Here is a 24,840-nt window from a genome sequence, read left to right as displayed (position 1 = left end):
TCGCCGTGCCGGGCAACCGGCGCGCGATGCCCTGCACCCTGAAAAGATCGCACCGCCCCAATGGATGATACCCTTCGCCAGAATATCCTTTCCCGGCTGCGCGCGGATTACAAATTCGGCGCGGGCGGCGGCGATTGGCTGCGCGGTGGGCGCTGCCCGGATTGCAAGGGCAAGGAGCTTTACATTCATGCCAAGCACCCCTGGCTGCTGAAATGCGGGCGGGAAAACAAATGCGGGCATGAATGGTCGACCCGCGATCTTTACAGCGACCTGTTCGACAATTGGTCTGACCGGCACCCCCAGACGCCGGAAGATCCCCACGCGGCGGCCAAAGCCTATTTGCGGGACGAGCGCGGGCTGAACATCGTCAAGCTGGCGGGTGCCTATGCGCAGGAATCCTATTTCGACCGGAAGCTGAATGCCGGATCGGCCACGGTGCGCTTCGCCCTGCCCGGCGGCGGATGGTGGGAACGGCTGATCGACCGGGTTCACCGCTTCGGCAAGAAGAAGGCGAACATCAAATATGGCTATTCCTATCGCGGCCATGCCTGGCACCATCCTGATCTGAGTTTTGCCGACTTCGCCCAGGCCGAAGAAATCTGGTTTGCGGAAGGGATCTTTGACGCGGTCGCCCTGGGCGAAGCATTCGAGCGGGATCGGCCGGGGGCGCTGGCCGCCTCCACCATGTCCACCAATAATTACCCCGCCCTGTGGCTGGACGATCTGGCCAGGGCCGTGGCGGAGCTGGGGCCCATGGCCCGGCGGCCCACGCTGGTCTTCGCCTATGATGTGGGGCCCGCCGGAGTGCGCTTCACCCGGCAATATGTCGAGCAGGCGCGCGATGCCGGGTGGACCGCCCGCGCCGCGCAGGTCCGGCCCGATGGCGAAGGCACGAAGCTGGACTGGAACGACCTGCTCAAGCGCAGGAAGCTGGCCGCCGCGGATCTGGAAACCTACCTCGAAAATGGCGACATCACCATTGCGGAGAATGCCGCTGAAAAGGCGTTCCTGCTCTATCGCCGGTCCCGCCGCAGCGAATTCCCGCTGACCTTCAAGAGCCGCCAGCTCTGGGCAAAATTCTCGGTCGAGCGGATCAATGAGCTGATCCAGTCCTATGGCGAGGACAAGACGCTTGCCGCCCTGTCCAACGATCAGAAATGGGACATGGCCGCGCGCGAAGCGGTGGAAGTGCAGGAAATTGCCAACTGCACCTTTCGCACCCTCTATTTCCAGCGCGACAAGGCGCTGAACGATGCCAGCTATTATGTGCGCGTCGATTTCCCCGGCAAGCAGGACACGGTGAAAGCGCCTTTCCCCGGCCCGGCCGTGGCCGGTGCGGGCGAATTCAAGAAGCGGCTGATCAGCGTGGCGCCGGGCGCCATGTTCACCGGCAGCAACTATCAGCTGGATAAGCTGATGGAGCGCCAGCTCGACAATATCCGCACGGTCGATACGCTCTATTTCTCCGGCTATTCGATCGAGCATGGCGCGTGGATGTTTGACGACATCGCCGTCACCGATGGCCGCGTGATCGCGCTGAACGAGGAAGATTTCTTCGAGATCGGCAAGGTGGGCCTGAAGCCCAAGGAAGCCACTGGCGAATTCGCGATAGAGTATGATCCCCATGCGCTGAATTTCAGCTGGTGGAACGATCTTTATACGGCCTTCGGGCCGCTGGGCCTTGTCTCGCTGGCCTTCTGGCTGCTGACCCTGTTTGCCGAACAGATCCGGCGCGATCAGCAGAGCCTGGCCTTTCTGGAAATCGCCGGGCCTCCCGGTTCGGGTAAGTCCACCCTGCTGATCTTCCTGTGGAAGCTGGTGGGCCGCCGCCACAATTACGAAGGCTTCGATCCCGCCAGCGCCACCGCCGCCGGCATCGCGCGCGAGCTGGTGAAATACGGCAATCTGCCGGTGGTATTCCTTGAAGGGGACCGCAAGAAAGACCAGCCCGCCGCGCGGAAGTTCGACTGGTCCGAACTCAAGAAGATCTACAACGGCCATTCGCCCCGCACGCGCGGCATTGCCAATGGCGGCACGGACACGTTCAGCCCGCCCTTTCGCGGCGCCATGGTAATCGCCCAGAACGATCCCGTGCGCGATGCGGAAGATGCGGTGCTGGAACGCATCATGCCCCTGTTCGTGGACAAGAGCCGGTTCACCCCGGAGGGCAAGGATGCGGGCAATCGCCTGAAGCGGATCGATACCGAAGCCGTCTCCCACTGGATGGTGGCGATGATCCGGCAGGAAAAGCAGATCCTCGCCCATTACCACCAGCGCTTCCCGCTGCACGAACAGCGCCTGCTGGACCACCCGGAAGTCCAGAACGACCGGCTTGCCTTCAACCATGCCCAGCTGGCCGCCGCGCTCGATTGCCTCGCCCAGGCCATGATGGTGGATGGCAAGCCGGTGATCGCGCCCGCGCAGCTGGCCGAAGGGCACCAGCTGATCGAGCAGATGTGCCTGCTGCAGCACGGCGCGCTAGGCGCCGATCTGCCCGGCGTGGTTCAATTCTGGGAAAGCTTCGACTTCCTCGATCGCAAGATCACCGAAGGGAAGCTGGAATCCGAATGCTACGGCCTCAACCATTACCGCAAGGCCGATAAGGGCCTGATCGCGGTCAGCATGCCCGAGATCGAGCAGGTATTCTCGCAATACCGCTTCTCGATCCCCGGCGGGACCATGCTGGATCTGAAGAAGCTCCTCAAGACCAGCAAGGCGCGCAAGTTCCTGGGCGATAAGCAGGTGAACTGCCGCGACGGCAAGAACCGCCACTGCTGGGTTTTCCAGGACACCAAGCATCAGGAGGCTTTGCCGGTATGACGGCCCAACAATCTGCAGATCTGCAGCCCATGGCCCTTGTCCGCGTTTCGGACGGCCAGGGCGGCTTTCGCCACGAATTCCGGCCCATTCCGGCCGAGAAGCCCAAGGCGCGCAAGAAGCCGCGCACGCCCGACCCGATCCACGCCAATCCCGATGCTTCGGCCCAGCAGCTCAAGCAGATTATCGAACGGGTGGAGCGCCTGGACGATGAAGAACTCGGCATCAAGGCCGACCGGCGCGACGTGCTGGCGGAGGCAAAGGCAGTCGGCTTTGACGTCAAGACGGTCCGCGCGATCATCGCCCTGCGCAAGATGAACCCGGAAATGCGGCGCGAGGCAGAGGACATCCTCGAAACCTACAAATCCGCGCTGGGGATCGACTGATGCGCCCTGCCCCCTGCCTTTGCGAAGCCTGCCGCGCGACGCGCCTGATGCGCTGCATCGCTGCTGGCAGCGCCTTGGGCCTCGCCCTGATCCTCGCCTCCCTCTCCCTGCTGATTGATTGAAAGGACGCTCCGTGTCTGCCCCCTCCCACTCCAACTTCATTGGCCTGGACTTCGCCAAGGGCGATTGCCGGACGGCCTTCACATTCTCCTTCATCTGCGGCGGATGCGGCGTGCAAAACCACTCCCCGCGCTGCGAGCGGCCCGCAGGTTGGCAGTTCATTCCCGGTAGCCGTGATGGTGATGCTGCAAAATTGCTCTGCCCGGATTGTCGGCCCAACCCCAACGCGCCCTCGCCACAAGCGCGCAGCAGCGCCTTCGCTCTCTATCTTGAAAAGCAGCCGGATGGCGCCTTCCATATCGCCATGAGCCCGGAACAGGCGCTGATGCGCTGGCTGCCGCTGGGCTTCTTCCTGACCCCCGCGCAAGCCCGCGAAATGGCCCGCGAACTGCAAAACCTCGCTGCCCTGGCCGAACGGCCCGGCTCGATCCCGGCAATCGGCAAAGCGTATGGCCGATGAAAGACTGGAGCCACCCCCGGCTGCAGAATGTGGACGCGGCCAAGGATGATTGGGACGATCTGGCAGCCGAGGCACAGGCCGCCTACCAGCGCCGCTATGCCTCCTATCCCGATCTGGTGAAGGCGGGCCGGATCTCGGCCGAGAATGCCCGCGCCGATCTGCTCGCCTGGCGCGCGATCGCCAGGGACTGGCACTGGATCGCCTATGGCGACGGCGAACCCGCCGACTGCAACACGCTCGAACAGCGAATGAAGGCGCTGGATATCGCAGTGGAACGATGGATCGACTTCGCCGCCAATGAAGGCGGCTCGCTCTTCCCGGCCGACCAGCGCCAGGGCGAAGCCATCTGCGCCATGCGCTGGTGGGCAGAGCGCGAACGAACCTTCTTCTGCCACTACCACCACGCGCGCGAACGCGCCCGCCGTATCCACGAAAACTGCCGCGCCGCCGGCCACCCCACACGCGGGGAAAGGCTGGCGGCATTGCAGAACGCGCAGATCCGGAAGGCAGCGTGAACGATCTGCCATGAGCGCCCCACCACCCATCTTGCTGACCGAGGCTGAAGCGGCAGCGGCGCTTCGCCTTTCGCCCAGGACGTTGCGCAAGGCCCGGCAGGCGGGCCTTCTGCACTACGTCTTGATCGGGCGATCCGTTCGCTACACGATGGACGATCTCGAATCTTACGTCGCATCGCTCCGACAGGTCCAGCAACCATGCCCGCCGAACAGGCCCACAGCCCGCTCCTCCAAACCCTCGAAACGCTCCGGCGTGATCGTTCCATTCACGGTGCGCAACACGCGGCGGTGACGCGGTGAGCGTCTATAAGCCCAAGGGCAAACCGCACTTTCACTATGATTTCCAGTTCCGTGGCCGCCGCTATTACGGATCGACCGGCTGCGATACCAAGCGCGCGGCCGAGGCTTTCGAACGCCGGGAACGCCAGCGCGCCGCCATGCCCGATCCCGGCCGGCCGCCGATTACATTGAACGAAGCGGCCAGCCTGTATCAGGACCACGCGGAACTGCTGCCCAGCTGGCCCACCATCAAATATATGCTGACCGCGCTGGTGACCGGCCTTGGCCAGGGCAAATTGCTGTCTCAGATCACCCAGCGCGAACTGCAGATCTATTTCGCCGCCCGGCGGGACAACCGATCGAACGCCACTGTCAACCGCGAGGTGGAAAACGCCCGGTCCGTGTGGCGGCATGCGCACCGCACCAAATACGACATTGGAGAAATGCCGGATTGGGCGCAGCTCACCCTGAAGGTGCCGCGTAAGCCGCCGCGCGAGCTGGGTCTTGATGAAGAAGAACGGCTGTTCAAGCACCTGCGCGAAGATGTGGCCGACGCGGTGAATTTCATCCTGAAATCAGGCTGGCGCCGTGGCGAGGTGCTGGGCCTGCGTTGGTCCGATGTGAACCTTCCGCGCAAACAGGCAGTCACCCAGATCAAGGGCGGCGACATAGTGGTGCGCCCCCTAACCACCACACTGGTGGAGATCATCGCACGGCAACCCGTGATCGGGCCTTTCGTGTTCACCTATGTCTGCCAGCAGAGCCGGGAGAAGCGCCGCAAGGGGCAACGATACCCGCTGACCCCCACTGCCCTGCGCAAGCCCTTCGAAGAAGCTTTGACGGCCGCCAGGATCGACGCCTTTCGCCTGCACGATCTGCGCCACACGCGCGGCACCCGCATCGTGCGCGCCACCGGATCGCTGGCCGCCGCGAAAGAAGCGTTGAAGCATCGCAGGATCGAAACGACCCTGCGCTATGCCCACGTTCTGGACGAAGACGTCCGCAACGCGCTCGATGCAAGCGAGTCCCGACATAGTCCCGACCAAACCAAAAATGAGAAGCGAAAAGCCTAGCTTTCCTGCGGCTCACCGCCACACAGCCAGTCGCCGTGTAAACGAGATGCTCTACCAACTGAGCTAACCGCCCGATCACTCGGAACCCGCGCCTCTAAGCGATTTTCCCGCCCCGTCAACCGTGGCGTTTGCGGAACGGACGGGAGTAAATAGCCAGAACGAAATCAAGAGTCCCAACATAGTCCCGAACGGACCGGCGACGTCGCGGATCTGTCCGTGCCATGGGACATGCAGAAATTTCCGGCGCTCTCACCGTAATGCTCAGACAGGATCGGGGCCCAGCGAAATATCCTGGCTGCTGCGCGGACGCGGCGGCTCTTGTGAATAGAGCGCCATCGGATAGGGATCGGCGATGAACCACAACAGCCGGTTGAGCAGATGGAGGCCAAACGGCCAGTTCGCGATGCCCGAGCTGGCATTGATATGCCCCACCCAGCCCGCATCCACCAGCCTGCTGCCCCAGGCCCGCGCCATTTTGCGCGCATGACCGAAGGATACATAGGGATCGTCCTGACTGGTCGCCAGAATTGAAGGGAACGGCAGCCGCTCTCTCACGAGGGGAGCAAATTGTGTCAGGCGACTGTCGAGCGCGCTGCCTTCCACCACTGGCGGCGCGACCAGCAGGGCGCCAACCACCTTGCTGTTTTCGCCCGGCTGTTCGAGCGCATTCCACCAGGCAACTGCATGGCAGCCCAGACTATGCGCCACCAGCACCACCGGGCGATCCGCTTCGGCAATCGCACTGTTCAGCTTGTTGACCCAGGTATTGCGATGCGGCCGGTCCCACATGCCGAGCTCCACGCGGCGGCAATCGCTGCGTTCACGTTCCCAGATGCTTTGCCAATGCGTCGGCCCGCTATTGCCGAGGCCGGGCACGGTCAGGATCAGCGGGGCTTGCCGGAAGGATTTTGCGGGAAAGGTCATGATACGCTCCTGTTCTGGAGGGAACACGACACTTGGCGTTGTCGCCCAGGTATCGGCCTATGAATCGAGTGACGGAACCACTCCGCCCTATATCCCTACTTATTTAATAGGGATTAATGATCAAGAGCCTTCATACCGGCGGAAGCCAGAGTGAAAGCTGCTTGCGATGAAACGCAAACTATCACCCCAGTTTGTCGAGGGGGAATGACGCCAGGTAAATCCGCCGCTAGACAGGTCGCAAGGCAGGTTCGGGGAACGGCATGAATTTCGATCAGCTCGTGATCGTTGGCATCCTGCTGGTGATGCTGGCCGCCTATGCCACTGAAAGAGTGCGGGTGGAGCTGGTCGCCATGGCAGGTCTGGCCGCCGGGTTCCTGTTCGGCGTGGTGCCGGCCCGCGAGGTATTCACCGGATTTGCCACCCCGGCGGTGGTCACCGTGGTGGAAGTGCTGCTGATCGTATCGGCTCTCTCTTCCAGCCGGGCCGTGGACAATTTTGCACGGCGAATTCTCGTGCGGACCCAGAACCCCACCGCCGTGCTGGCGATATTGTGCGGCGTGGGCGCGTTTGTTTCGATCTTCATGAACAATATCGGCGCGCTGGCGCTGATGTTCCCGGTTACGCTGTCGGTCTGCGCCCGCTTGAACATCGCGCCGGGGCGAATGCTGATGCCTCTCTCCTTTGCGACCCTGCTCACCGGTACCTGGTCGCTCACCGGCACGCCCGCCAACCTCATCGTCAACCAATGGGTCGTGCAGGAAACCGGTCGAGGGATGGGCTATTTCGAACTCGCGCTGCTGGGCGGCCCCGTGGCTCTGGCGGGCCTCGCCTGGATATTGATCGCTGCCCCGCGCTATTTCCGAAACATGGAGCCTGCCGCGGCACCTTTTGCATCGGGCCCATCCGACTTTCTGGGCGAATTCGAGATACCGGCAGGCTCAGCGCTCTCGGGCGTGCCGCTGCCCGATGCCGAAGCCCGTCACGAAATCACCATCCATGGCGTGTTCCGCAACGGCGCGCATGTCTTCTCCCGACGCAATGACATCGTGCTGACAGTCGGAGACATCGTGCTGGTGGAAGGAAGCATGGCCCAGCTGGACCAGCTGCGCGAGGATGAGGTTCTCCATCTCGCAAATGACCGCGAGAGCAACGGCTCTTCCGAACGGATCGAGGCGGTGGTCATGCCGGAAAGCCTTGTCATCGGCTCCAGGGTTGGAGACGTCATCGCCTTCGCAGATCTCGGCGTGCGCGTGGTTGGCCTTGCCAGTCGCAGGCACCGTGTGGAAGGCCGTTTCGAGGATCTGATGGTCGGCACGGGCGATGTGCTGGTGTTGAGCGGCGAGCGGGAGGCAATCCGCGAGGCGGTTGCCGATTGCGCGCTGCTGCCGCTTTCGAGCCGCCGCCAAGCTTCTCCCCGACGCGGTGCGGCCATTGGCGTCGGAATTTTCGCATGCGGCGTGCTGGCCACAGCCTTCAACTTCGTCCCGGCGGAAATCGCCTTTGGTGCAGTGGTGCTTGCCCTTGCGCTGATTGGGAGCCTGAACCTGCGCGCCGCCTTTCAGGACATCAACTGGTCCAGCGTAATCCTGCTGGCCTGCATGATACCGCTGGGCCTCGCGGTAGAGGATACCGGCGCTGCGCGTATAATTGCCAATGAGATAGCCGGATATCTGCCGGCATTCTCCCCCCTTATGGTCGCCGCGATCATCCTGCTGCTGGCGGTGATCATCACGCCCTTTATCGACAATGTCTCCACCGCGATCATCCTCAGCCCGATTGCGGCGGGGCTGGCCACACGCACGGGCGTTCCGGTGGAGCCGTTGCTAATGGCGGTAGCGATCGGTGCCTCGCTCGATTTCCTCACCCCCTTTGGCCATCACAACAACACGGTGGTGATGGGGGCGGCCGGTTATCGCTTCCGGGACTTCCCGCGATTCGGCGCGCCCCTGCTGGCAGTCTGCCTGCTGACCGCGATTCCGGTGCTCGGCTGGCTGCTGGAGGGCTGAGGGGTTGATAGAATTCATATCCCAGCCTAAATGCCGACTAAACCGCTAGGGAAAGCGCAAGGGCCGTTTCAATGATCTCCAATAAAGCCAAATATGCCTTCCGCGCATTGCTCGCGATCGCTTCCCAGCCGGAAGGGGAAGCCCTGACGAGTGCGGAGATCGCCCGGACCCATTCCATTCCCCACAAGTTCCTCGAACAGATTTTGCTGGATCTGAAAAAGGCCGGAATATTGGACAGCCGCCGGGGCAAAAGTGGCGGATATGTGATGCTTCGCCCAGCAGATACCGTTAGTTTCGGGGAAGTGCTGCGCCTGTTCGAAGGGCCGCTGGCGCCCCTGCCCTGCCTTTCCCGCAACGCCTATCGCCGCTGCGAGGATTGCGTGAGCGAAGCCGCTTGCGAAATCCGCCGAGAGTTCGGCCGGGCCTATGATGCCAGCCGCCAGGTGCTGGACAGCCGCACCTTGGCGGATGCCCTGCACAACAATCCTTACGGCGTCGAACCGGGCCATGAAGTGCGCCGGGCAGGATAGGGCGAAAGAATCGCTCTTGCTTATCCCTACCAGTTAGATAGACATTATGGGGTATTCCGGGATGACGGCTGTAACACGCCTTTACCATCCCATTTGAACGGAGCCCTGACATGACGTCCAGCACCAGCTCTCAGCCCGGCGCCCGGCCTGTGTCCGACGCACAGCGCCTGCTGGAAGAAGGCCTCGCCAGCGTTCGCGACGCATTGGCGAGCCTGCGCTTCGGCAGTGTATCGATCACGGTTCACGAAGGCCGCGTCGTCCAGATCGACGTGACCGAGAAGCGTCGGCTCATAGGCGGCTAAGCCCTCGCATATCCGCAACCCGCCTGCGCGCAACCGCCTTGAAGGTGCCCGTCGGCGGCCACTCTCATCATGCCAGAAACAGACAAACCAGAATGGCACGGCCAACCGGACCGCCGGAGGCATCGTGTATCCAACAGGAGGAAGCACATGATCTCTCGCGCAGTTTCACGCGCAGCCCTGCTTGCCGGCTCCGCCGCAGGCGCGCTTTTCGCCCTTCCCGCCCATGCAGAGGCCCCCGCTCTTCCCTCTGCCGCCTCGACGGCTACTGCCAGCGTCCAAAATGACGGGAATTACCCCGAAAATACCATTATCATCACCGCCCGCCGCCGCAACGAACAGGCCCAAGAAGTCCCCCTTGCAATCTCGGTGCTTGATCAGCGCTCAATCAACGACACGGGCGCGTCCAGCATCTACAAGGTGCAGCAGCTCACCCCCACCCTGCAGGTCTATTCGCAAAATCCGCGCAATACCTCGGTGAACATCCGTGGTATCGGCGTGCCCTTCGGCCTGACCAATGACGGGTTCGAGCAGGGCGTCGGCATCTATGTGGACGACGTATACTACTCCCGGCCCGCCTCGGCAGTGTTTGACTTCCTCGACGTCAACCAGGTCGAAGTGCTGCGTGGCCCGCAGGGCACACTGTACGGCAAGAACACCACGGCTGGCGCAATCAATATCCGAACCAACCAGCCGACGTTCGACTTTGAAGGCAGCGCCGAACTGACGCTGGGCAATTACAATTTCCGTCAGGCGAAAGTGGCGGTTTCGGGCCCGCTCACCAAGAATATCGCAGTGCGCCTTGCCGGGTCCTCGACCAGCCGTCGCGGTACGATCTATAACGTCACAACCGGCAATTACATCAACGCTCAGGACAATCTGGGCATCCGCGGCCAGTTGCTATTCCGGCCGACCAGCAATCTGGATATCACCCTGTCGGGTGACTACAGCACGCAGGATCCAGAATGCTGTGGCACTGTCTTTGTCAAATATGGCGCCACTCAAAAGGCCGCGAACCGCCAGTTCCCCGCCATTGCGACGGCACTGGGCTACGCGCCGCCCAGCACCAATCCGTTCGATCGCCTGACTGACGTCGATGCCACTCTGAATGCCGGCAACATCACCGGCGGCGCCTCGCTGAAGGCGGTGTGGGAAATCGACGACAAGAGCACGGTGACCTCGATCACAGCCTGGCGTTTCTGGGATTGGAAGCCCGAGAACGATCGCGATTATTCCGGCCTCGACGTAGTTCGCAAGTCGCAGAACCCCTCGCAGCAGAACCAGTATTCGCAGGAATTGCGCTACAATTTCTCCAGCAGCCGTCTGGACTTCGTGCTGGGCGCCTTCGCCTTCTATCAGCGGATCGACACGCAGGGCACCGAAGTGCAGGGCGCGGATTCGAGCTATTACAACCTCTCCGGCGCCAATCGGAACAATCCGGCCGTTCTCGAAGGACTTACCGCCTACAACACGCAGTACCTCAAGAGCACCAGCCTCGCCGCCTTCGCGCAGGTCAGCTATGAAATTGCGGACGGCTTCAAGATCCAGCCGGGCATTCGCCTCAATTACGACAAGAAGGAAGGTCTCTACGATCGCGTCGTCTATGACGGCCAGGGTGTGCTGGTTCCCGCAACCGGCGGCGGGCAGATCCGCACCGATCAGCGCAGCATCTTCGCCCCGCAACACATCGAACCCAGCGGCTCCGACTGGAATTTCAGCTACGACGTCACCGCCAGTTACCAGCTTGCTCCCGATATCCTGCTGTACGGAACCTATGCCAAGAGCTTCAAGACCTTCGGCCTCAACCAGAACGGCGTGCCGGCGCTTAATGGCGTTCCGCAGCTCGATCTGGCGACGGCCAAGCCGGAGTCGATCAATCACTATGAGGCGGGCCTGAAGACTCAGTTCCTGGATCGTAAGGCCACCTTCAATCTGTCGGTCTATCGCACCGTAATCGACGATTTCCAGGCCAGCCTGATCTCTACCCGCGATCCAGGCCTCGTGCGCCCCTATATCGCCAATGCCGAACAGGCCCGCAGCCAGGGTATCGAAGCCGACTTCCAGCTGCGTCCGAGCGAACGGCTGAGCTTCTATGCCAGCGGCGCCTATACTGACGCGACCTATACCAAGTTCACCAAGGCCCCGCCCCCGCCCGAATATACCAGCGGCAGCAGCACGAGCGCGGCGATCGACATCAACGGCAACATCATCGAGCCCATCGGCGCACCCGGCGTGCCGCTCACCGGAACCAACAAGAGCCCGCCCTATGTGGATGCTTCCGGCAGTGTCCTGCCCGGCGTTTCCAAATGGTCGTTCTCGGCCGGGGCCGAGGCCAATACGCCTGCCAGTGTCTTCGGCAAGGAAGGTGAGGTGTTTGCCGGGGTGGACGTGAGCTATCGTTCAAAATTCTCTTCGAACCCCACGCCTTCGATCTATACTTGGATCGATGGATATACGATCACCAACTTCCGTGCGGGTTTCCGCGCCGGCGATGGCTTCAGCATCTATGGCTGGGTACGCAACGCCTTCGACACCAACTACTTCGATCAGCTGCTGGTCGCGCCTGCCAATACGGGCCTGATTGCCGGCATCCCTGGCGATCCGCGCACCTGGGGCGGTACGGTCAGGTTCGATTTCTGATCGCGCTGGGCTGAAACAGAGAGGACGACCTCATGTTCGATATTTCGTCGATCGGCCTTGCCGACATATTGCCCTTCATCGCGGTGGGCTTCGTAGCCCAGCTGGTGGATGGTGCACTCGGCATGGCCTTCGGCGTATTGACGCAGACGATGCTGGTCGCGGTGCTGGGCGTTCCGCCCGCCACCGCATCGGCCAGCGTCCATCTGGTGGAGGTCTTCACCACCGGGGCATCGGGCACCAGCCACATCATCCATCGCAATGTCGACTGGAAGCTGTTCTGGCGCCTGGTGCCCGCAGGCATCATCGGCGGTGTCTCGGGGGCCTATCTGCTCTCCAGCATCGATGCCAGCGCGGCCAAGCCCTTTGTAATGGCCTATCTCACCGTGATCGGCTTCTATCTGCTTTACAAGGCGGTTCGCCACGATCCCGATCCGCATTTCAAGGACCCGAAAGCCACCGCGCCTCTCGCCCTGACCGGGGGCTTCCTCGATGCGGCGGGCGGCGGCGGCTGGGGGCCGGTAGTTACGTCCAACCTGCTGGTGCAGGGCAGCGATCCGCGCAAGACGGTGGGCACGGTCAATTCGGCCGAATTCCTGATCACTCTCACGATCTCGATCACCTTCCTCGGCACGCTGGGGCTTGCGGCCTTCACCCATGCCGTCATCGGCCTGATCATCGGCGGTGTCGCAGCGGCTCCCTTCGGGGCGATCTTCGCCAAAAGGCTCAATCCCCGGTTTCTGCTCGCAGCAGTCTCTCTCGTGCTGATCGCCACCAGCCTGTTCAGCATTATCAAGGCGTGGCCGATCTTCTAGAGCCGATCTTCTAGGGCCGATCTTTGAGGACCAATCCTTCAGGGTAGCGCAAGGACACGGGGTTAAGCCGGCATGGACGTCCAGCTGATTGTGATTTGCGTGCTCACGGGGGTGATCAACCTGATCGGCGCGCTGGCCTATGCCGCGAGAATCGCCGGGGTGCGCACGCGGCGCATCGCCATGAGCTTTGCGCTGTTCAATATCCTCATTCTGGTGTCGCGACTGTCTAACGGCCTGCTCGGCCCGCTCGTGGCCAAGCGGATCGAGAACGCCATTGCCCATGGCGGCAATGCCCGGCTGCAGGGGGACTTCCACCTGATGCTCGCCTCGGCCAGTATCGCCGTGCTGCTGGGCATTCTGCTTGTACCGACAGCCCAGCGGATGTTCTCGCACGCCATCGGCCAGCTGCAGCGCTCCCGCTCGGTCGGGCGACTGCTTCTGCACAGCGCCTCGCCCTCGGGAATGCGAGTAATGTGGCAGTCGCTCGCCGCTCCGCACACTGCCAGCCTGCGCCCCTTCGCCAAGCCCGCCGAGCTTGGCTGGGGGATCGTGATCGCCAATTGCCTGGCACAAGCTATCCTTGCCGTCGGCGTCTTCGCATCGATCTATGCCGGCTATCTCAATCCTGAATATCGCGTCACAGCGTCCCAACTTTCTGCAGTAATCAACGGTTTCGCCACAATCCTGCTGTTCGCCTTCATCGATCCGCATCTTTCGGTCATCACCGACGATGCCGCCGAAGGCCGGGTCAGTGAAGCGGGCTTCCGGCGCGTCATCGTATGGATTTCCGCCAGCCGCCTGGCTGGAACCGTGCTGGCTCAATTGCTGTTCCTGCCCGCCGCCACCGCGGTCGCCTGGATTTCCAACTACGTCTGAGCAGGCCCACTTGCTGCGAGCGGGCTAGCCAGCCAGGCTGTATCTGTGCAGAATGGCACAATGATCAACTGGGCTGACCTTCGCTATCTTCTGGCCCTCGCGCGGCATGGCACCCTTTCCGGCGCAGCACGGGAGGTCAAGGCGGAACATACTACCGTTTCGCGCAGGGTCGCCGCACTTGAGCAGGCGCTTGGCACTCGCCTGTTCGAACGGCAGGCTGGCGGCTTCATTCTCACCCCGCAAGGCGAACAGGCAGTCGTACATGCGCAGCGAGTGGAGGAAGAGGTCCACGCCCTGCTCCGACAGGTTGAAGCTGGAGCGCCATCCATAGAGGGGAAGGTCAGGATTTCTGCGCCTCCCGTATTCGCCGCGTGCTTCATCGCCCCCCGACTTGCCTCCCTCCGCCAATTGCATCCTCGTCTCGAGATTGAGCTGGCGGGGGAGAGCACGGCGATCAACCTTTTCCGCCGGGATGCAGATATCGCCATCCGCTTGTCTCGCCCCCAGGAATCCTCAACTATCGCGCGACTGGTGGGCAAGCTGGCCTATGGCCTTTATGCCACGCCCGCCTATCTTGCCAATGCCAGCGACGCCGAGCGGGAATTTCTCGCCTATGACGACAGCCTGGATAATGTTCCGCAGCAGAAATGGCTTCATTCGGTCGCGCGAGGCCGCCGGATAGCCTTCCGCTCAAACGATCTGGCCGCACTCCACGCGGCGGCGGCCCAGGGAATGGGCATGGCCGCGTTGCCACGCTTCATCGGGGACGGTGACGAACGACTCACCCGGATCCCAGTGGACGCAGCCGGCGCCACACGCGATATCTGGCTGCTGGTTCACCCCGACCTGCGACGATCCCCCCGCATCAGAGTTGCATTCGATTATCTGGCGGAAGCAATCACCGCCAGCCGCGCACTTCTCGACCCGCAAGATTGATCCCTCCAACCTGTGCAATTTTGCACATTATGTCTGCACGATCTCCGGATCGGCAAGGCCTGCTGCCCGGCCTAATTCTCGGTCTCCAAACTGGAGAACGACGATGGATCGCACTATTCGCTTTCACAGTACCGGCGCGGCTGACGTGCTGATGCACGAAGAGATTGAAACGGGGGAACCCGGCCCGGGTGAAGTGCGCATCAGACAGAATTTCGCAGGCGTCAATTTCCTCGACATCTATCATCGAACGGGCCTCTATAGCGTGCCCTCCCTACCAGCTACGCCCGGCGTAGAGGCAGTCGGCGTTGTCGAGCGAGTGGGGCCCGGCGTACTGGACTTCAAACCCGGCCAGCGCGTTGCCTGGGCAGGATTGCCGATGGGCGGCTATGCACAGGCCCGCATAATCCCGGCAGCGCGCCTTCTCGCTATCCCCGCGCGCCTTCCGGACCGCCTGCTTGCCGGGGCACTGCTGCGCGGCCTGACCACCCACATGCTGCTCCATGAGGTAACCCGGACGGGCCCGGGCAGCCGGATCGCAGTAACTGCCGCGGCAGGCGGCCTAGGTACCATGTTGTGCCGCTGGGCAAGCCGACTGGGGGCGGATGTGATCGGAATTGTCGGCAACCCTGCCAAGGTGGAGCGCGCAAGGGCGGCTGGGGCCGGAGAAGTCATTGTCCACAGCCAGGAGGATTTCCCCACCGCTGTCCGTGCCCTTACCGGCGGGCTCGGCGTGGATGCCATGTTCGACGGGGTAGGTGGCTCTATGCTGCTGCAATGTCTCGATTGCGTCCGGCCATTTGGCCTTGTCGCCAGCCTTGGGCAGGCAAGCGGCAGCCTGCCGGATATTCCCCTTGTCGAACTCGGTCCGAAACGCTCCATCGCGATCGCTCGCCCCAGTGTGATGGGCTATATCTCCGATACGGCGCGCTATCGCACAGCCGCAGCCTCCTTCTTCCAGATGCTGATAGAAGGTCTCACGGTGGACATCGGGCCGGATTATCTGCTGGAAGATGCTCGCGCAGCACATCTGGCCCTGGAGCAAGGCCTCACTACAGGTACGATCCGGCTGGACCTGCGCTGAGGAAATGGCTGTTCGGATTTCGAAGTGCTGGAGTGGCGCGCGATCTGACGACTCGCACGCCAGACCTTCAGGAAAGATGGGCGGTAGTCATGCCCAGTTCGGCGAAATAACGGGCCATTCCCTCTGTTGCCCGGTCCGACAGGGCAATGAAGGCACGGCGCCTGTCCGTTTCATCCTCGATCCGCACAAGCAGACCTGCCTCGGTCATCTGGCTGATCCAGCGTAGCGCCGTGGTGGGCGGCACCCCTGAGGCGATGCAAAGGGATGTGACCGAAACGCGCTTGTGTTCCGCACGGGCCGCCGCGAGGTCCAGCAATATATCCCAAGCAGGATCGGCGAAGAGATCCGCATCGAAGAACCGCGCCCGCAATTGCCGCTGGCGGATGATCTGACGGATCAGGCGTGGGTCGGGAAGCGCGGGACGCACAGCCCGCCGCATCCGCTCACCATCATCGCCGCTGCCGCCACCGCGCCATGAGGAAGGTGCGGCCTCAACCCGCAAAGTGCTGCCTTCCGAACCATCGCCCGCCGCGTGGCCGGATGAAGCGCCGCCAAAGCTGAAGCCATCCAGCTTCTGCGCCAGCGCTTCCACCTGTTCGGACAAACGAATGAGGCGGATGCGATCCTCTTCCGACAATTCCTGCAGGTTCCGCTGCGCCGCGTGGCCGAGCACGCGACCAAGCGCCACCACACGCTCCGCCCTGCCCGGCGCCACGAGAATCTGTGCCCCGGATTGGTCGAGACAGCCAAAGACATCGTCCAGCGCCTCGATCCCGGTCGCCACAACCAGTTGTGTGACCGAACGCGCGGCTTTCATGTCCAATCGCGCAAGCGCAGCCAGCGTGACCGCATCGACATGCGGACAATCGACCAGCACCACTTCCCCCAGCGGGATGGCGTCCCGCTCCAGCAGGCTGGCAAGATCGCCGCACTGGCCAACACGCATGCCCGCCGCGAGCGTATCCTCGCGAATCTCATCCCGCACATGCACCCGGTCGGCAAAAATCGATACGGTGAGCCTCACTCGATCCGCATCGTTTTCTGCTTCGAAAGCCTCTTCATAGGCGAATTGCGCCTGAGCCATGCCACGCGTCCCCTGATCCATCCGGTTTCAATCCACTATGAACATAGTGAGAACAAATGAAGATCAGGTCAAGGACATTCAACTAAGGAATGATCTCTATTGGAGTGCCATCAGCAATGGCCTGCCATAATTCGTCCATTTCGGCATTGGAGAGGGCGATGCAGCCATCGGTCCAGTCGCCCGGCAGGCGGCCCAGCGGCAACGCATTAGGCTGGCCATGAATGAAGATGTCACCGCCTGGCGAGCGGCCATGCGTAGCGGCATAGGCCCTGTCCCGAGCATTGGGGTAGGATATGCGCAGCGAGAGGTGATAGGCGCTCTGCGGATTGCGCGCGTCGATGGAATAGCGCCCCTCGGGCGTGCGCTCGTCTCCCTCGAAACGCTTATGGCCCTGCGGCGCACCGCCCAGCTGAATGCCCGCATAGGTCTTCACCGCGCGGCCATCGACGAACAGGGTGATCGTCCGAGCGGATTTGTCCACCCGCACCAGCTCGACCGGCGGCAGGCTCTCCTCCGACTTGGCAGCGCTGGAAGCGAGCGCGAGCCCCGCAAGGGCGCAATGGGCGATACGCATCGACATCGCCCGGATCAATATCAGTGCGGGCCCGGATCAGTCCAGAAACGGATCCCGTACCAGGATCGTATCCTCACGCTCGGGGCTGGTCGAAACCAGCGCCACGGGGGTTTCGATCAGTTCCTGCACGCGCTGGATATATTTGATCGCCTGTGCGGGAAGATCGGCCCAGGAACGGGCGCCAGCGGTGGTGCCGCTCCAGCCTTCCATTTCCTCGTAGATCGGCTCCACTTCAGCCTGATCGGCGGCGTGGCTGGGGAAATAATCCAGCACCTTACCGCGCAGGCGATAGCCGGTGCAGATCTTCACGGTCTCGAACCCGTCCAACACGTCCAGCTTGGTCAGCGCGATGCCAGTGACGCCGGAAATCGCGCAGCTCTGGCGCACCAACACAGCGTCGAACCAGCCGCAGCGGCGCTTGCGTCCGGTAACGGTGCCGAATTCATGGCCCCTTTCGCCCAGACGCTGGCCGGTTTCGTCCTCCAGTTCCGTGGGGAACGGGCCGGAGCCGACGCGGGTGGTGTAGGCCTTGACGATACCGAGCACGAAACCGGTGGAGCTGGGGCCAAGGCCAGAACCCGAGGCTGCCGTGCCGCTCACCGTGTTGGAGCTGGTGACGAAGGGATAGGTGCCGTGATCGACGTCGAGCAGCACGCCCTGCGCCCCTTCGAACAGGATACGGGCGCCAGCCTTACGCACGGTGTTGAGGCGCTTCCATACCGGCTGGGCGAATTGCAGCACGAAGGGAGCGATTTCCCGCAGCTCGTCCAGCAGCGCCTGCCGATCGACTGGCGGCTGGCCAAAGCCCGCGCGCAACGCATCATGGTGAGCGCAGAGGCGGTCGAGCTGGGAATCGAGCGAATCGAGATGATCCAGATCGCACACGCGGATCGCGCGGCGGCCGACCTTGTCTTCATAGGCCGGGCCAATGCCGCGACCGGTAGTGCCGATCTTGCCGGAACCGGCCGCCGTTTCCCGCAGACCGTCAAGGTCACGATGCAGAGGCAGGATCAGTGGGCAATTGTCGGCAATTGCGAAATTATCCGCATTGATGACGACGCCCTGCCCTTCAAGCTTCTCGATCTCGGCCTTGAGGGCCCAGGGATCGAGCACAACGCCATTGCCGATAATGGAAAGCGTGCCGGTGACGATGCCGGACGGCAGCAGGCTGAGCTTGTAGACCTTTTCGCCCACCACCAGCGTGTGGCCGGCATTATGCCCGCCCTGGAAACGCACGACGGCATCTGCGCGGCTGGCGAGCCAGTCAACGATCTTGCCCTTGCCTTCATCGCCCCACTGGGCACCGATTACGGTAACGTTAGCCATGCTTATACCTCACCACCCTGCCAGGTGGATCCTCTACGCCCTTCGACAGGACTCGGCGACGGGATGAAAACCAGGGAGGAAGCAGTTTATACTTCCTCAGTGCGGGGGCGCGTTAATGGCTTCCGGCTCTCAGAGTCAAGGCCATGTCACATGGCGCCCCACGACAATTCGCGACAATTCGCGGCTGGAATGCCCGCTTTGCGGGATTAGCGTGCGCACAGGGGCAGGAAAGGACGAGACACATGCAGTTCATCCCGCTGGCCTCAGGCCTGCTTTTCGTCTCCAGCCTCACGCTCACCTTTGCCGATGCGGCTTGGGCAGCATCGCGCGACAGCCGGCAAATCGCCGCTCGCGCCGCGCCCGCCCAGACGGGGGAGAAACAGACCATCAGCTATGGCACGGACAGGCTCCAGTCGCTGGATTTCCACGCAGCGAGAAACACGCGCGGTCCCGCCCCGCTGGTAGTGTTCGTCCATGGCGGCGGCTGGGCAAGGGGCGACAAGGACAATGCCACCGGCAAAGCCAAGGCGCCGCATTACACTGGGCTTGGCTATAATTTCGCGACCATCAATTACCGGCTAGTGCCCGAGGCGACGGTTGAACAGCAGGCGGAAGATGTTGCAAGCGCGGTAAAGGCGCTGCTCGACCGAGCCTCGGCACTTGGCATCGACAGGAGCCGCGTGGTGCTGATGGGCCATTCAGCTGGCGCGCATCTGGTGGCGCTGGTCGGCACCGACCCGACATATTTGCAGGCTGCAGGCCTTTCCGAAAGGGACATTGCAGGTGTAATCCCGATCGACGGGGCAGCCTATGATGTGCCTGCGCAAATGAAAGCGGCGCGCGGTCCGTGGCTGGGCAACTTGTTCGGCACTGCCTTTGGAACGGACCCTGCCCGGCAAAGGGCACTCTCCCCCACGCTGCAGGCGGCAAAGCCCAACGCACCTGCCTTTCTGATCCTGCATGTCCAGCGTGCCGATGGCATCCGCCAGAGCAATGGCCTGGCCGATGCGCTGAGCAAGGCCGGAGCCGATGTGACAGTGAAACCATTCCCCGGCAAAGGGCTGAAAGGTCACATGACCATCAACCGCAGCCTGGGCGACCCGGACTATGTCGCAACCCCCGTAGTGGATGAATGGCTTAAGCGGATATTCCGCTGAACGGCTTGTCCTCAGGAGAGGGGGTGCACCGAGGTTCCATCCAGTATGTGAGTGCAGCCGAGCGCCTTTGCCTCATCTATATCGGAAAGCGCGGCGATGGTACGCCAGCCGCCGGAACGGAGCTGCGCCGCCACCGCCGGATCGTAGCCCAGCGGCAGGAATACCGCCTCGCGCGCAGTGCCATTGGCAGCCACGTCGATCAGCGGATCGGGATAGAGCGAGAAACCGGTGGCCGGTTCACCGCCTTCAGCGTCTCCGCTGATCCGGTAAGTACCGCCCCGGCCCAGCAGGCCGCGCACGCCATCGGCATAGATCGTGAAGCCGAACCAGCTCTGATATTCGAAGCCGTGGCGCTCGGTGGGGTCCAGCGTCAGCCGGGCCGCCCCGCCAACCCGCGCGGCGATTTCCCTCAAGCCCGCAATGCGGCTCGCCAGAACGCCGCCGACATCGATCTGTGCAAGCTTCTCGATCGCGCTTTCGAACGGCCCAGCGGCGTAAAGCAGCGGCAGATAGCTTTCGCCGCCAGCAGCCTTCAACCCGCCTGCATCCTTGGAATCCAGTTCCCGGCGCACGGCATCGATCGCCTGCGGGTCGAGCGGCAGGATGCTGGTAGCCAGCGTATCGACAAGATCAGGCAGGGTAAAATCGACGGAAATGCCCGTCGCCCCGGCTGCCTTGGCCGCGTCGATCGCCATGGCGACCACTTCGGCGGCGGCAGCCACACCGTCGCTGCCGATCAGTTCGGCGCCCACTTGCAGCCGTTCCCGCTTGGGGTCGAGCGCATCGGCCTTGATCGTTGCGACCGGCCCCGCATAGGCAAGGCGCAGAGGGCGCGGCGCGGCGGCAAGCCCGGTTTCGGCAATACGGCCAACCTGCGGCGTGATGTCGCTGCGCAGGGCCAGCGTGCGCAGGCTCACCGGATCGATGAAGCGGAACATGCGACGCGGCTGGATTCCCGCCATGCGCGCGGCGAGCGACTTTTCGAACTCGATCAGCGGCGGGCGCACGCGATCATATCCATGCGCATCCATTACATCCAGAATGGCACGCATGATCCGGGTGGCGGCAGCCGCGCTTTGCGGCAGCCGATCCTCAAGCCCTTCGGGCAGCAGGTCGCGGTCGATATCGCTCATGACGGAGAGCCCCTAACTCCTCGGGCTTGGCCTGTCGAACCCCCAATTCAATCCGGGCTCGCAAAAGGAAAGCCCGGCCCCGGAAAAATCCGGAGCCGGGCCCATGGAGAGACAGTTACAGCGTGCCTTACGCGAAGTTCAGCGGCATCGCCCGCTTCACGCCCGGCAGCGCGCGCGCCTTCTCGAGAACGTCGGCCGGAACCGGCGTATCGACCGAGAGCAGCAGAACGGCTTCGCCACCGGCGGCCAGGCGGCCAAGGTTGAAAGTGCCGATATTGATGCTGTTTTCGCCCAGCAGGGTGCCGATCCGGCCGATGAAGCCCGGAGCGTCTTCATTGACGATATACAGCATGTGGCCAGCCAGTTCGGCTTCCACCTTGATGCCGAACAGTTCGACCAGACGCGGCTCGGCATTGCTGAACAGGGTGCCGGCCACCGAACGCTCACCCGCATCGGTCTTCACCGAAACGCGAATCAGCGTGTTGTAGTCGCCTTCACGTTCGGTCTTCACTTCGCGCACTTCAAGGCCGCGTTCCTTGGCCAGGAACGGAGCATTGACCATGTTCACCGTATCCGAATGGACCCGCAGGAAGCCCGCGAGCACTGCGGCCACGATCGGCTTGGCGTTCAGTTCGGTAGCCGCGCCTTCGGTGTGGATCGAAATCCGGGGCACCGAACCATGCGTCAGCTGACCCAGCAGCGAGCCGAGCTTTTCAGCCAGCGCCATATAGGGCTTGAGCTTCGGCGCTTCTTCTGCCGAGAGCGAAGGCATGTTGAGCGCGTTGGTCACGCCGCCATTGACCAGGAAGTCGCTCAGCTGGTCAGCCACCTGCAGCGCAACATTGACCTGCGCTTCATTGGTGGAAGCGCCAAGATGCGGAGTACAGATGAAGTTCGGGGTGCCGAACAGCGGCGATTCCTTGGCCGGCTCCACCGCGAACACGTCCAGCGCAGCGCCAGCGATGTGGCCGGAATCGAGCCCTTCCTTCAGCGCCGCCTCGTCGATCAGGCCACCGCGGGCACAATTGACGATGCGCACGCCCTTCTTGGTCTTGGCGAGGTTTTCCTTCGACAGGATGTTGCGGGTCTGGTCCGTCAGCGGGGTGTGCAGCGTGATGAAGTCCGCACGGGCGAGCAGCTCGTCCAGCTCCACCTTCTCGATGCCCAGTTCCACCGCGCGTTCGGGCGAGAGGAACGGGTCATAAGCGACGACCTTCATCTTCAGGCCCAGCGCACGGTCGGCCACGATGCCGCCGATGTTGCCCGCACCGATCAGGCCCAGCGTCTTGCCGGTCAGTTCCACGCCCATGAAGCGGTTCTTTTCCCACTTGCCGGCCTGGGTCGAAGCATCGGCTTCGGGCAGCTGGCGAGCGAGCGCGAACATCAGCGCGACGGCATGTTCAGCCGTGGTGATCGAGTTGCCGAAGGGGGTGTTCATCACCACCACGCCCTTTGCCGAGGCATAGGGGATATCGACATTGTCCACGCCGATACCGGCGCGGCCGATCACCTTGAGCTTCTTGGCGGCGTCGAGGACTTCCTTCGTCACCTTGGTCGAGGAACGAATGGCAAGGCCATCATAGTCGCCGATGCGGGCGATCAGCTGTTCCGGGGTTTCACCGGTGATAACGTCCACGTCGCAGCCGCGTGCCTCGAAGATGCGGGCGGCGTTCGGGTCCATCTTGTCCGAAATGAGGACTTTAGGCTTGGTCATGTTGGTATCCTTTGGTGAGCTCCTGCGCAGGCAGGAGCCCATGGGAATGTCGCGCAAGGATGCATGGGCTCCTGCTTGCGCAGGAGCTCACGGCTGTCAGGCAGCGGCCAGAGCGGCCTTTGTCTCGGCATAGGCCCAGTCGAGCCAGGGGCCGAGCGCCTCGATGTCGGCAGTATCGACCGTGGCGCCGCACCAGATGCGCAGGCCCGGAGGGGCATCGCGATAACCGGCGATGTCATAGGCCGCGCCTTCCTTCTCCAGCAATCCGGCGAACTGCTTGATGAAGTCGGCATCGGCGCCCTCGACCGAGAGGCAGACCGAGGTCTTGGAGCGGATGCCCATGTCGGTCGCGAGATGGCTCAGCCAGTCGCGCTCGGCCACGATCTTGTCCAGCGCCGCGGCATTGGCGTCGCTGCGTGCCTGCAGGCCCTTGAGGCCGCCGAGGCCCTTCGCCCATTCCAGTGCGAAGATCGCATCTTCCACCGCCAGCATGGACGGGGTGTTGATGGTTTCGCCCTTGAACACGCCTTCGGCCAGCTTGCCCTTGGACATGAGGCGGAAGACCTTCGGCAGCGGCCAGCTGGGGGTATATTCCTCCAGACGCTGCACGGCGCGGGGGCCGAGGATCAGCACGCCATGGCCGCCTTCGCCGCCCAGCACCTTCTGCCAGGAGAAGGTGGCGACGTCGATCTTGTCCCACGGAATATCGTAAGCGAAGACGGCGCTGGTCGCGTCGGCGAAGGACAGGCCTTCACGATCGTCAGGAATCCATTCGCCATCGGGAACGCGCACGCCCGAGGTGGTGCCGTTCCAGGTGAACATCACGTCGTCCGACCAGTCGATCTTGTCCAGATCGGGCAGCTGGCCGTAATCGGCGCGCATCACATTGGCTTCGAGCTTGAGCTGCTTCACGGCATCGGTGACCCAACCTTCACCGAAGCTTTCCCAAGCCAGCGCCGTAACCCCGCGCGCGCCCAGCATGGTCCACATGGCCATTTCGAAGGCGCCGGTATCAGAACCGGGCACGATGCCGATGCGGTGTGTATCGGGCAGCTCAAGCACTTCGCGCATCAGGTCGATGCAATAGGCAAGACGCGACTTGCCGATTTTGGCGCGGTGCGAGCGGCCGAGCGATTCGGTAGCGAGCTTTTCGGGGGAATATCCGGGCGGCTTGGCGCAGGGACCGGAAGAAAAGAAAGGACGCGCCGGCTTAGCTGCCGGACGGGCATTGGTATCAGTCATGTAGACTCTCCTCACAGAGAGCACGCGCGGCGTTGGGACCGCGTGGCCCGTCGCCGCACTTAGTGGCGGTTTGAAACGAGTCAAGGTGAATTGCCGCCTACCCTCAAAGATATCCGAATTCGCGCAGATTGAAGTTAATGGATTTTTTACTCTGAATCCGGCAGAATCATGCCATGAAACACGCCGTCGCCCTGTTTCTGGCTGCCGTAACACTAGGCGCCTGCTCGATGGTCCCCGGTGGATCGCAGGGCAATTCCTCCCGCCAGGCAATGCGTCCTGCCCAGCCCGCTTACGTGCCTACGGCAGAGACTCGCCAGTGCCTCAGCCAGCTCGGCGCGGCCGACGCGAGCTTTGCGCCCCTGCCAGACAAATTCCATGGTGCCGGCTGCTCGACCGTCAATACGGTGCAGCTTTCCGCACTCTACGGCGATGACCAGCGCACGCTCGGTATCGGCAATCTGGGGCCAGTCGCCTGCCCGGTAGCGAACAGTTTTGCCGGATGGGCCCGCTTCGGGGTTGATCGGGCAGCCCGTTCGATACTCGGCAGCCCGCTCGCCCGGATCGAAACTTTCGGGAGCTATAGTTGCCGCAATGTCGCGGGCACCTCGCGCCGCTCCGCCCATTCAACGGGAAATGCGATCGACGTTTCCGGCTTCGTGCTGGCGGATGGCCGCCGCATCAGCGTGAAGCAGGGATGGAGTTCCGGCAGTCCGGCAGAGCGGGAATTCCTGCGGATCGTCCACAACAGCGCCTGCAAACGTTTCGGCACGGTCCTCGGCCCCGAATATAACGAGGCGCATAAGGACCATTTCCATCTGGAAGGGGGCGACAGGCCCTTCTGCCGCTAGCCACTGCC

The 24,840-nt window shown here is 62.7% G+C and carries 24 protein-coding genes; 17 read left to right on the top strand and 7 right to left on the bottom strand.

Annotated features, from left to right (window positions below; all coding sequences use genetic code 11):
* The first annotated feature begins 60 nt into the window (after positions 1-60).
* The 7 genes from H0274_RS01570 to H0274_RS15645 all read left to right on the top strand — a co-directional run bounded on the left by H0274_RS01570 (position 61) and on the right by H0274_RS15645 (position 5,650).
* Positions 61-2,820 carry a toprim domain-containing protein gene (locus H0274_RS01570; protein ID WP_226792556.1) on the top strand — a complete coding sequence of 920 codons (2,760 nt, stop codon included), beginning with the start codon at positions 61-63 and terminating at the stop codon, positions 2,818-2,820.
* A gap of 137 nt (positions 2,821-2,957) precedes the next feature.
* The gene (locus H0274_RS01565; RefSeq protein ID WP_226794413.1) at positions 2,958-3,203 is read left to right on the top strand and encodes a DUF2312 domain-containing protein; all 246 of its coding nucleotides are present in this window, start codon (positions 2,958-2,960) and stop codon (positions 3,201-3,203) included.
* On the top strand, positions 3,203-3,325 hold the full coding sequence (locus H0274_RS15590; protein WP_264295419.1) for a hypothetical protein: 123 nt from the start codon (positions 3,203-3,205) through the stop codon (positions 3,323-3,325). The genes H0274_RS01565 and H0274_RS15590 overlap by 1 nt, the downstream gene beginning before the upstream one ends.
* 11 nt (positions 3,326-3,336) lie before the next feature.
* Positions 3,337-3,783: a hypothetical protein gene (locus H0274_RS01560; RefSeq protein ID WP_226792554.1), complete on the top strand. Its 447-nt coding sequence runs from the start codon at positions 3,337-3,339 to the stop codon at positions 3,781-3,783.
* Entirely contained in the window at positions 3,780-4,298 is a 519-nt protein-coding gene (locus H0274_RS01555; protein ID WP_226792551.1) for a hypothetical protein, read from the top strand. The genes H0274_RS01560 and H0274_RS01555 overlap by 4 nt, the downstream gene beginning before the upstream one ends.
* Before the next feature lie 10 nt (positions 4,299-4,308).
* The gene (locus H0274_RS15685; RefSeq protein ID WP_226792549.1) at positions 4,309-4,590 is read left to right on the top strand and encodes a helix-turn-helix domain-containing protein; all 282 of its coding nucleotides are present in this window, start codon (positions 4,309-4,311) and stop codon (positions 4,588-4,590) included.
* Between the two features lie 4 nt (positions 4,591-4,594).
* Positions 4,595-5,650: a tyrosine-type recombinase/integrase gene (locus H0274_RS15645; RefSeq protein WP_226792547.1), complete on the top strand. Its 1,056-nt coding sequence runs from the start codon at positions 4,595-4,597 to the stop codon at positions 5,648-5,650.
* 261 nt (positions 5,651-5,911) lie between these two features.
* Here the strand turns inward: H0274_RS15645 and H0274_RS01540 are convergent, their stop codons facing one another.
* Entirely contained in the window at positions 5,912-6,574 is a 663-nt protein-coding gene (locus H0274_RS01540) for an RBBP9/YdeN family alpha/beta hydrolase (RefSeq protein ID WP_226792545.1), read from the bottom strand.
* Between the two features lie 260 nt (positions 6,575-6,834).
* Between H0274_RS01540 and H0274_RS01535 the strand changes: the two genes are divergently transcribed.
* From H0274_RS01535 to H0274_RS01500, 8 genes are all read left to right on the top strand, one after another.
* Positions 6,835-8,580, top strand: coding sequence for an SLC13 family permease (locus H0274_RS01535; RefSeq protein WP_226792539.1), 1,746 nt, complete (start codon positions 6,835-6,837; stop codon positions 8,578-8,580).
* A 71-nt stretch (positions 8,581-8,651) separates the two neighbouring features.
* Complete coding sequence (locus tag H0274_RS01530; RefSeq protein ID WP_226792536.1) at positions 8,652-9,110, top strand: RrF2 family transcriptional regulator; 459 nt, start codon at positions 8,652-8,654, stop codon at positions 9,108-9,110.
* A gap of 110 nt (positions 9,111-9,220) precedes the next feature.
* Positions 9,221-9,412, top strand: a complete 192-nt coding sequence (locus tag H0274_RS01525; RefSeq protein WP_226792533.1) for a YezD family protein — start codon at positions 9,221-9,223, stop codon at positions 9,410-9,412.
* Between the two features lie 147 nt (positions 9,413-9,559).
* Complete coding sequence (locus H0274_RS01520) at positions 9,560-12,049, top strand: TonB-dependent receptor (protein ID WP_226792530.1); 2,490 nt, start codon at positions 9,560-9,562, stop codon at positions 12,047-12,049.
* Positions 12,050-12,081: 32 nt separating this feature from the next.
* Complete coding sequence (locus H0274_RS01515) at positions 12,082-12,861, top strand: sulfite exporter TauE/SafE family protein (protein WP_226792527.1); 780 nt, start codon at positions 12,082-12,084, stop codon at positions 12,859-12,861.
* Between the two features lie 72 nt (positions 12,862-12,933).
* Complete coding sequence (locus tag H0274_RS01510) at positions 12,934-13,737, top strand: lipid II flippase Amj family protein (RefSeq protein WP_226792525.1); 804 nt, start codon at positions 12,934-12,936, stop codon at positions 13,735-13,737.
* A 45-nt stretch (positions 13,738-13,782) separates the two neighbouring features.
* Positions 13,783-14,673, top strand: coding sequence for a LysR family transcriptional regulator (locus tag H0274_RS01505; protein WP_226792523.1), 891 nt, complete (start codon positions 13,783-13,785; stop codon positions 14,671-14,673).
* Positions 14,674-14,776: 103 nt separating this feature from the next.
* On the top strand, positions 14,777-15,754 hold the full coding sequence (locus H0274_RS01500) for a quinone oxidoreductase family protein (RefSeq protein ID WP_226792520.1): 978 nt from the start codon (positions 14,777-14,779) through the stop codon (positions 15,752-15,754).
* Positions 15,755-15,821: 67 nt separating this feature from the next.
* Here H0274_RS01500 and H0274_RS01495 read toward each other — a convergent pair whose 3' ends face one another.
* From H0274_RS01495 to H0274_RS01485, 3 genes are all read right to left on the bottom strand, one after another.
* The gene (locus H0274_RS01495) at positions 15,822-16,838 is read right to left on the bottom strand and encodes a helix-turn-helix domain-containing protein (RefSeq protein WP_226792516.1); all 1,017 of its coding nucleotides are present in this window, start codon (positions 16,836-16,838) and stop codon (positions 15,822-15,824) included.
* An 82-nt stretch (positions 16,839-16,920) separates the two neighbouring features.
* Positions 16,921-17,412 (bottom strand): L,D-transpeptidase family protein, encoded by a 492-nt coding sequence (locus tag H0274_RS01490; protein ID WP_413463468.1) that lies wholly within the window; start codon positions 17,410-17,412, stop codon positions 16,921-16,923.
* A gap of 36 nt (positions 17,413-17,448) precedes the next feature.
* Positions 17,449-18,738 carry an adenylosuccinate synthase gene (locus H0274_RS01485; RefSeq protein ID WP_226792512.1) on the bottom strand — a complete coding sequence of 430 codons (1,290 nt, stop codon included), beginning with the start codon at positions 18,736-18,738 and terminating at the stop codon, positions 17,449-17,451.
* Between the two features lie 242 nt (positions 18,739-18,980).
* On the opposite strand from H0274_RS01485, the gene H0274_RS01480 reads away from it, so the two are divergent.
* Positions 18,981-19,895 (top strand): alpha/beta hydrolase, encoded by a 915-nt coding sequence (locus tag H0274_RS01480; RefSeq protein WP_226792510.1) that lies wholly within the window; start codon positions 18,981-18,983, stop codon positions 19,893-19,895.
* 11 nt (positions 19,896-19,906) lie between these two features.
* On the opposite strand, the gene H0274_RS01475 is transcribed toward H0274_RS01480, so the two are convergent.
* The 3 genes from H0274_RS01475 to H0274_RS01465 all read right to left on the bottom strand — a co-directional run bounded on the left by H0274_RS01475 (position 19,907) and on the right by H0274_RS01465 (position 23,984).
* Positions 19,907-21,028 (bottom strand): ATP phosphoribosyltransferase regulatory subunit, encoded by a 1,122-nt coding sequence (locus H0274_RS01475; RefSeq protein WP_226792507.1) that lies wholly within the window; start codon positions 21,026-21,028, stop codon positions 19,907-19,909.
* A 127-nt stretch (positions 21,029-21,155) separates the two neighbouring features.
* Positions 21,156-22,742, bottom strand: a complete 1,587-nt coding sequence (gene serA, locus H0274_RS01470) for a phosphoglycerate dehydrogenase (protein WP_226792504.1) — start codon at positions 22,740-22,742, stop codon at positions 21,156-21,158.
* A 96-nt stretch (positions 22,743-22,838) separates the two neighbouring features.
* Entirely contained in the window at positions 22,839-23,984 is a 1,146-nt protein-coding gene (locus tag H0274_RS01465) for a phosphoserine transaminase (protein WP_226792501.1), read from the bottom strand.
* 173 nt (positions 23,985-24,157) lie between these two features.
* Here H0274_RS01465 and H0274_RS01460 point away from each other — a divergent pair, with 173 nt between their 5' ends.
* Positions 24,158-24,832, top strand: a complete 675-nt coding sequence (locus tag H0274_RS01460) for an extensin family protein (RefSeq protein WP_226792498.1) — start codon at positions 24,158-24,160, stop codon at positions 24,830-24,832.
* The last annotated feature ends 8 nt before the right edge of the window (positions 24,833-24,840 follow it).

Source organism: Fulverythrobacter ferritrahens (assembly GCF_020539485.1).
In the GTDB taxonomy this organism is placed as follows: domain Bacteria; phylum Pseudomonadota; class Alphaproteobacteria; order Sphingomonadales; family Sphingomonadaceae; genus Andeanibacterium; species Andeanibacterium ferritrahens.
This window is presented reverse-complemented; position numbering and strand designations above follow the sequence as displayed.

What these genes read in the sequence shown, in the direction of transcription:
- H0274_RS01515 (WP_226792527.1), top strand. Translation starts at nt 12,082, where the DNA reads ATGTTCGATATTTCGTCGATCGGCCTTGCCGACATATTGCCCTTCATC.
- H0274_RS01570 (WP_226792556.1), top strand. Translation starts at nt 61, where the DNA reads ATGGATGATACCCTTCGCCAGAATATCCTTTCCCGGCTGCGCGCGGAT.
- H0274_RS01555 (WP_226792551.1), top strand. Translation starts at nt 3,780, where the DNA reads ATGAAAGACTGGAGCCACCCCCGGCTGCAGAATGTGGACGCGGCCAAG.
- H0274_RS01480 (WP_226792510.1), top strand. Translation starts at nt 18,981, where the DNA reads ATGCAGTTCATCCCGCTGGCCTCAGGCCTGCTTTTCGTCTCCAGCCTC.
- H0274_RS01465 (WP_226792501.1), bottom strand. Translation starts at nt 23,984, where the DNA reads ATGACTGATACCAATGCCCGTCCGGCAGCTAAGCCGGCGCGTCCTTTC.
- H0274_RS01540 (WP_226792545.1), bottom strand. Translation starts at nt 6,574, where the DNA reads ATGACCTTTCCCGCAAAATCCTTCCGGCAAGCCCCGCTGATCCTGACC.
- H0274_RS01535 (WP_226792539.1), top strand. Translation starts at nt 6,835, where the DNA reads ATGAATTTCGATCAGCTCGTGATCGTTGGCATCCTGCTGGTGATGCTG.
- H0274_RS01530 (WP_226792536.1), top strand. Translation starts at nt 8,652, where the DNA reads ATGATCTCCAATAAAGCCAAATATGCCTTCCGCGCATTGCTCGCGATC.
- H0274_RS01510 (WP_226792525.1), top strand. Translation starts at nt 12,934, where the DNA reads ATGGACGTCCAGCTGATTGTGATTTGCGTGCTCACGGGGGTGATCAAC.
- serA (WP_226792504.1), bottom strand. Translation starts at nt 22,742, where the DNA reads ATGACCAAGCCTAAAGTCCTCATTTCGGACAAGATGGACCCGAACGCC.
- H0274_RS01485 (WP_226792512.1), bottom strand. Translation starts at nt 18,738, where the DNA reads ATGGCTAACGTTACCGTAATCGGTGCCCAGTGGGGCGATGAAGGCAAG.
- H0274_RS01490 (WP_413463468.1), bottom strand. Translation starts at nt 17,412, where the DNA reads ATGCGTATCGCCCATTGCGCCCTTGCGGGGCTCGCGCTCGCTTCCAGC.
- H0274_RS01475 (WP_226792507.1), bottom strand. Translation starts at nt 21,028, where the DNA reads ATGAGCGATATCGACCGCGACCTGCTGCCCGAAGGGCTTGAGGATCGG.
- H0274_RS01500 (WP_226792520.1), top strand. Translation starts at nt 14,777, where the DNA reads ATGGATCGCACTATTCGCTTTCACAGTACCGGCGCGGCTGACGTGCTG.
- H0274_RS15590 (WP_264295419.1), top strand. Translation starts at nt 3,203, where the DNA reads ATGCGCCCTGCCCCCTGCCTTTGCGAAGCCTGCCGCGCGACGCGCCTG.
- H0274_RS01520 (WP_226792530.1), top strand. Translation starts at nt 9,560, where the DNA reads ATGATCTCTCGCGCAGTTTCACGCGCAGCCCTGCTTGCCGGCTCCGCC.
- H0274_RS01525 (WP_226792533.1), top strand. Translation starts at nt 9,221, where the DNA reads ATGACGTCCAGCACCAGCTCTCAGCCCGGCGCCCGGCCTGTGTCCGAC.
- H0274_RS15685 (WP_226792549.1), top strand. Translation starts at nt 4,309, where the DNA reads ATGAGCGCCCCACCACCCATCTTGCTGACCGAGGCTGAAGCGGCAGCG.
- H0274_RS01495 (WP_226792516.1), bottom strand. Translation starts at nt 16,838, where the DNA reads ATGGCTCAGGCGCAATTCGCCTATGAAGAGGCTTTCGAAGCAGAAAAC.
- H0274_RS01460 (WP_226792498.1), top strand. Translation starts at nt 24,158, where the DNA reads ATGAAACACGCCGTCGCCCTGTTTCTGGCTGCCGTAACACTAGGCGCC.